Source organism: bacterium, assembly GCA_030654305.1.
GTDB lineage: Bacteria > Krumholzibacteriota > Krumholzibacteriia > LZORAL124-64-63 > LZORAL124-64-63 > PNOJ01.
The window spans coordinates 1-5904 of record JAURXS010000445.1 but is presented as its reverse complement, the minus strand read 5'-3'; the positions used below and the strand labels follow the sequence as shown (position 1 = coordinate 5904).

7 protein-coding genes are annotated in these 5904 nt (G+C 70.9%); 3 read left to right on the top strand and 4 right to left on the bottom strand.

Annotated features, from left to right (window positions below):
• Positions 1-222, top strand: a 222-nt coding sequence (locus Q7W29_12925; GenBank protein MDO9172722.1) for a hypothetical protein, incomplete at its 5' end; no start/stop codon positions are given.
• A 107-nt stretch (positions 223-329) separates the two neighbouring features.
• Positions 330-1502 carry an endonuclease gene (locus Q7W29_12920; GenBank protein ID MDO9172721.1) on the top strand — a complete coding sequence of 391 codons (1173 nt, stop codon included), beginning with the start codon at positions 330-332 and terminating at the stop codon, positions 1500-1502.
• A 16-nt stretch (positions 1503-1518) separates the two neighbouring features.
• Here the strand turns inward: Q7W29_12920 and Q7W29_12915 are convergent, their stop codons facing one another.
• Positions 1519-2547, bottom strand: coding sequence for a DUF2330 domain-containing protein (locus Q7W29_12915; protein MDO9172720.1), 1029 nt, complete (start codon positions 2545-2547; stop codon positions 1519-1521).
• 50 nt (positions 2548-2597) lie between these two features.
• Positions 2598-3236 carry a hypothetical protein gene (locus tag Q7W29_12910; protein ID MDO9172719.1) on the bottom strand — a complete coding sequence of 213 codons (639 nt, stop codon included), beginning with the start codon at positions 3234-3236 and terminating at the stop codon, positions 2598-2600.
• A gap of 276 nt (positions 3237-3512) precedes the next feature.
• On the opposite strand from Q7W29_12910, the gene Q7W29_12905 reads away from it, so the two are divergent.
• Complete coding sequence (locus tag Q7W29_12905) at positions 3513-3788, top strand: RNA-binding protein (protein ID MDO9172718.1); 276 nt, start codon at positions 3513-3515, stop codon at positions 3786-3788.
• A 79-nt stretch (positions 3789-3867) separates the two neighbouring features.
• Here Q7W29_12905 and nuoB read toward each other — a convergent pair whose 3' ends face one another.
• Both nuoB and Q7W29_12895 read right to left on the bottom strand, forming a co-directional pair.
• Positions 3868-4629, bottom strand: a complete 762-nt coding sequence (nuoB, locus tag Q7W29_12900; protein MDO9172717.1) for an NADH-quinone oxidoreductase subunit NuoB — start codon at positions 4627-4629, stop codon at positions 3868-3870.
• Positions 4626-5904: NADH-quinone oxidoreductase subunit C (locus Q7W29_12895; protein ID MDO9172716.1), on the bottom strand; the 1279-nt coding region annotated here is incomplete at its 5' end. The genes nuoB and Q7W29_12895, both read right to left, overlap by 4 nt.

Sequence of the window (5904 nt, the reverse complement as noted above, 5' to 3'; positions counted from 1 at the left end):
GCGCAGTACCACCCCGACGCCCTCGCCCAGACCGAGGCCGGCCGCGCGCTGGCGCACCTCCATCCCGAACTGGCGCGGCCGATCTCGACCGCCGAGGACGACCAGGCCCTGCAGGACGTGGAGGACGCCGGGCTGTACCGGCTGTTCACGCAGGATCCCGGCTCGGCCCCCGCCGAGGGCCGGCCCGACTTCGACCTCCCGGAGCCCTTCCGCTGGAGCTAGTGTCCGATTGGCGCCGCACCGGCCCGGCGTGGTATACTTACCTGTGCCGACCCTCGCCACGACGCCGTAACTTGCAACCGTGACCGACACCCGAGCAGGGAGCCGACGTGCTGCATACCGACCGTAACTCTTCCTTCGCCGCGCGCCTGAGCCCGGTGGCCTGCGTCCTGATCGCGCTGGTCGCGGCGGCCGCCTTCGCCGCCCCGCCGGCCGGCTACTACGACACCGTGGTCTTCACCAGCGCCGAGGCGATGCGCGCCTCGGTGAACGCCGTCATCGACGGCCACGTGAAGATCCCCTACACGGCCTCCACGACCGACACCTGGAACGTGCTGGAGCTGGCGGACGAGGATCCCTACAACTCGACCCGCATCCTCGACCTCTACCAGAACCGCGTCTTCGCCAAGTTCGGCGGCGGCACCGGCCCCTACAATCGCGAGCACAGCTGGCCCAACAGCTACGGCTTCCCCGACGACGGCTCGACCAACAAGCCGTACACCGACTGCCACCACCTGTTCCTCTGCGACGTGGAGTACAACGGCGACCGCGGCAACAAGCCCTTCGGCGAGTGCGTGTCGAGCTGCTCGAGCGACCCGGCCGACAACTACGACGGCGCGACCGGCGTCAACTACTTCAACAGCCTGCTGCCCGCCGGCGTCTGGGAGACCTGGGACGGTCGCAAGGGCGACGTGGCGCGCGCGATGTTCTACATGGACGTGCGCTACGAGGGGGCCATCGGGGAGCCCGACCTGATCCTCACCGACAACGTCGCGCTGATCTCGGCCTCGGCGACCGGCAACAACGAGAGCGTCGCCTACATGGGGCTGCTCACGACGCTGCTCGCCTGGCACGTGCAGGATCCCGTCGACGCCAAGGAGCAGGACCGCAACGACGTGGTCTTCGCCTACCAGGGCAACCGCAACCCCTTCATCGACCACCCCGAGTGGGTCGATGACATCTTCGCCGACGGCCTGGCCACCGGCGTCGGCGACCTGCTCGTCGCCTTCCCCCGCATCACGGGGGCCTACCCGAACCCCTTCAACCCCTCCACCACCATCGACGTGTCCCTGCCGGCGGCCGCCGCGCTGCGGCTGGACGTCTACGGCGTCGACGGCCGCCTGGTGCGGGCCCTGTGGCAGGGCACGCGCGAGGCGGGCGATTTCATGGTGGACTGGGACGGCAGGGGGGACGCGGGGCGGAGCCTGCCCAGCGGCACGTACTTCCTGCGGGCGACGGGCGCCGGCGGCGCCGATACCCGCAAGCTGCAGCTGCTGAAGTAAACTCCTGAAATAGCCGTCAGGCGCGGCGCGGCCGCAGCCGCAGCCACGCACCCGCGCCCAGCAGCAGCACGGCCGTCAGCGGGATGCCGGAATAGAAGACCTGGTGGAACTCGCCGCCGTCGTCGTCGGGCGCGAGCACCAGGTCTTCCGTCATCTCGTCGGGCGCATAGGTGCGTCGCAGCTTGGTGACGAAGTCACCCGCGTGCACTAGGGCGCCGAACGCGGGGTAGGTGGACCGGATCTCCTGCAGCTCGCCGTCGGTCACCCGGTTGGCGTAGAGCGTCGTGGCGCCGGGGAACGTCAGGCGCGCGTCCGCGACGGTGTAGAGGATGACCTCCGTCGACTGTGCGGCGCTGAGCGAGGAGATCTCCAGGGGGTAGACGGGCTCGTCCGCGGCGAAGGTCAGGCGGACCGGCGCCAGCCGACCGTACCAGTAACCGTCGTTCATCTGCCAGTCGTCGAAGGCCTCCGGATCGATCTTCATGGCCACGAAGTACCAGGACCGTTCGACGTAGGACGCCAGCGCGGCCAGCGTCGACTCGTCGTTGCCTTCGTGCAGGAAGCCCCAGGCCGCCAGGGAATCGGCCAAAGCCGTCGCGTCGGTCGAGCCGAGCACGAGCGTCCGGTAGATGCCCACGATCCGGTCCTCGATGATGTCCACGTCGTTGCCGTCGCCGTCGCCCGCGTACATGACGTCTTCCTGCGTGCAGCCCCAAGCCCCGTCGCGCGACCGCCAGACGGGCGCCGTCAGCAACATGGCCTCCTCGAAGAGATCGAGATCGGATGCGGCGACTTCCGGCAGGGACGGCACGGGCACGATCCAGGCGAAGTCGTCGGCGTCGCCGCGGAAACCCGGCAGGACGTGCAGCGTTTCGCGCGCGGCGGCGGCGTCATGGCCGATGATGGCGAGCTGGTCGGTCTCGTACAGCTCGTATCCCCAGGGAGCGAGGACCGCGCCGTCGGCCCGGGCCCGGTCGGCCGCAGCGAGGGCGAGGAACGCGAGGACCAGGGCGGTGGTCGATGTCGGAGAACGTGGCCGGAACATCGTGCACCTCTCTTTCTCGCCCGTAAGCCCGGGCCCCGCCCGGGTCGCCGTCACATCCGCCACAGGACGTGGCACTGCAGGCCGGCGCCCGACAGGTTCACCTCGTGACGGTGGCCCTCGTGCGAGACCGCGCCGCCGACCGTGCCCCAGCCCATCGTGAGGCCGATCGCGCGGGCGGCGTCCGCCGACCTCCACTCGGGTCCGAAGGTGAACCTCAGGCCCGTACCCCAGCCGTCGAAATCGTCGTGGTCCGGCGAGCCGGCGTAGGCCGGCAGGCGTTCGTGGATCCTCGCCAGTTCGGCGGACAAACCCCAGTAGACGCGCAGGCGCGTGTTGCGGGACAGGTCGCCCTGCATGCCGAACTGCATGAGGATGGTCTTCAGCCTGGCCTCGTTGTCGCCCTCGTACCCCGTGACGTCGTAGAAGGGGCTGCCCTTGGCGAAACCGCAACCGGCGGTGAACACGAATCGCGAGTGGTCGGCGATGGCGGCGACGGCGGTCACGCCGGGGATGGCGACCGTGCCGTAGGTGTCGGCCATGTCCTGCTCGGCGAGGATCAGGCGGTTGATCGAGATGCCGATCATCATGTCCTGATCCGGTGCGGCCAGGCAGGCGTGCGGCGTTCCCAGGGCTGCCAGGGCCAGGATGATGGGGGGGGAGAAGCCGAACCGGAAAGTGGTCGAGGCCATGGAACCTCGCTTCGCTGGCACCAGCATGCAGGCTGTCCGGGGGTGAGGCCCGCCCCGGATCCCGGGGGAGCCTAACATCGCAGGAGTAAGCCCGTCAACGGGTTCCGGGCGCGCAGGGCGTGAATTGGCGCCCGTTCCTTGCTTTTCGGCATGTTTCCTGCTATCGTCTGCGCCAGGGACTGGCCATCTCGGCCAGTCTTTTTTAGCAGGGACCAGGGACTCCCCGAATAGTCGTGGGAGCCCGAGGGTCCAGCAGGTTCAAGGGAAGTGACCAGTTTGAAGAAGATCTACGTCGGCAACCTCAGTTTCAACCTCACCGATCAGGACCTCATGAAGGTCTACTCGCAGTTCGGCGAGGTCAGCAGCGCGACCGTCATCATGGACCGCGACACCGGCCGCTCCCGCGGCTTCGGCTTCGTGGAGATGTCCGATGACGCCGCGGCCACGACCGCCATCGAGAAAACCAACGGCATGGACGTCGACGGCCGCCCGCTGAACGTCAACGAGGCCCGTCCTCGCGAGCCGCGCTCGAACGATCGGCCCCGCTGGTAGGACGAAGAACGGCAGCGGCCGCGCGCCGCGCCGATTCGAGACGCAACGGCCCCGCTCTCTCCGGAGGGCGGGGTCGCTGTCATGTGGGCGGGAGCTTGTCCAACAGGCGCAGGATGCCGTCGAGGATGGTCAGGGGGTGCGGGGGGCAGCCGGGCACGTGGAGGTCCACCGGCACCACGGCGGCGGCGCCGTTGAGCGTTTCGGGGTGGTCGAGGTAGGGGCCGCCCGAGATGGCGCAGGCGCCGACCGCGATCACCAGGCGGGGCGTCGGCACGGCTTCCCAGGTCTTGCGCAGGGCGGCTTCCATGTTGCGGGTCACCGGGCCGGTGATCAGCAGGCCGTCGGCGTGGCGGGGCGAGGCGACGAACTGGACGCCGAAGCGCGCCAGGTCGAAGACGACCGTGCTCAGGACGTTGACGTCAGCCTCGCAGCCGTTGCAGCCGCCGGCGCTGACCTGGCGCAGCTTGAGCGACCGGCCGAACACGCGCAGCGCGGCGTCGTCGAGCGCGCGCGCCAGGTGCAACTCGTCGCCCACGATCAGGTCGTCGCGCCCGCGGGTCGCCATCCGGTGGTCACGGCTGTAGGTGATCGCCCCGGTCGGGCAGGCGGCGGCGCACTCGGGGCAGAAGAGGCAGCGGCCGAGGTCGATCAGCGGCGGGGTGCTCCCGGCCAGGATCGCCCCGGTGGGGCAGACGTCGGCGCAGGCCCGGCAGCCGTCCACGCAGAGGTCGGGCGCGATGACGGGGCGGCAGCGCCAGCGGTCCGGCAACTCGGGCACGACCGCCGGGTAGGCGATCGTGCGGTGCTTCTGGCGGAGCCTGGCGACGAGTGCTCTGATCATAGGTCGTGCCCGCAGTAGGAGAGGTTGAAGCTCTTGTTGCAGAGCGGGAAGTCGGAGATCTCCTGGCCGCGCATGGCGAGGGCCAGGGCGGACCAGTTGTGGCACGACGGGTCGACGATGCGGTAGGCCGCGAAGCGCCCCCGGTCGTCGGTCACCGCCGCGTGGCAGATCTCCCCGCGCCACCCTTCGATCAGCGAGACCGCCAGCGAGTCCGGGGCGAGCGCGCCCGCCGGGGCCCGCAGCGGCCCGTCCGGCAGCGCCCCGATCAGCGCGTCGACGAACTCCGCCGACCGCTGGATCTCCAGCGCGCGCACGTTCGCCCGGGCCAGCACGTCCCCGGTCGTCCAGGTCGAGACCGGGATCTGCCGGAAGCGATAGATCCCGCACGGCTGCTCGTAGCGCACGTCGCGCTCCAGTCCGCAGGCGCGCGCCGTCGGCCCCACCAGCCCCAGCTCCGCGCACGCCGCGGGCGTGACGATCCCGGTCTCCTCGAACCGCGACAGCACGGTGGCGGTCTCCCAGAGCAGGTCGGTCGCCGCGGTCGCGTCGCGCAGGGTGTCGGCCAGGCGGGACTTCATGCCGTCCGCGCGGGCGGGGTCGAGGTCGAACAGCACGCCGCCGGGGCGGACCAGGCCGCGGCCGAAGCGGTTGCCGCAGAGCGCTGCGGTCAGGTTGAGGAAGTCGCCGCGCAGGCGCCCGCAGAAGGCGGCGGTCGGCAGGAAGCCGATGTCGCCGGAGAGCGCGCCGAGGTCGCCGGTGTGGTTGGCCAGGCGCTCCAGCTCCAGCGCGACGCCGCGCAGCGCGTCGGCCCGCGGCGGCGCGGGGGCGCCGGCCAGCGCCTCGATCACCAGAGCGCCGGCGTAGGCGTGGCCGATGCTGGTGTCGCCCGCCAGTGTCTCCAGGTAGGGCATGGTGCGCCGGTCCGGGCCGCCGGCCAGGGCCCGCTCCACGCCGCGGTGCTGGTAGCCGAGCGAGATCTCGAGGTGCAGCACGCGCTCGCCGTGGCACTGGAAGCGGAAGTGGCCGGGCTCGATGATGCCGGCGTGCACCGGCCCCACGGCGACCTCGTGGATCTCCGTGCCTTCCACGCGGTAGAAGTCGGCCGTGCCGACGTCGCCGCGCGGGAAGCGCACCGGCTTGAGCCACGGGTGCCCCAGGGGCGCCACGCCGCAGCTCTCGTGGATCTCCCGCTCGAACCAGTGCGCCTGCGGGCAGTCCGGCGTCAGGGCGGGGTAGGCGTCGCCCACCCGGGCCGACACGGCGGCGAGTCCGCTC

Bases quoted from the DNA above. Each gene is read 5' to 3' on its own strand.
- Q7W29_12915 (MDO9172720.1), bottom strand. From the start codon at position 2,547: ATGTTCCGGCCACGTTCTCCGACATCGACCACCGCCCTGGTCCTCGCG.
- Q7W29_12910 (MDO9172719.1), bottom strand. From the start codon at position 3,236: ATGGCCTCGACCACTTTCCGGTTCGGCTTCTCCCCCCCCATCATCCTG.
- nuoB (MDO9172717.1), bottom strand. From the start codon at position 4,629: ATGATCAGAGCACTCGTCGCCAGGCTCCGCCAGAAGCACCGCACGATC.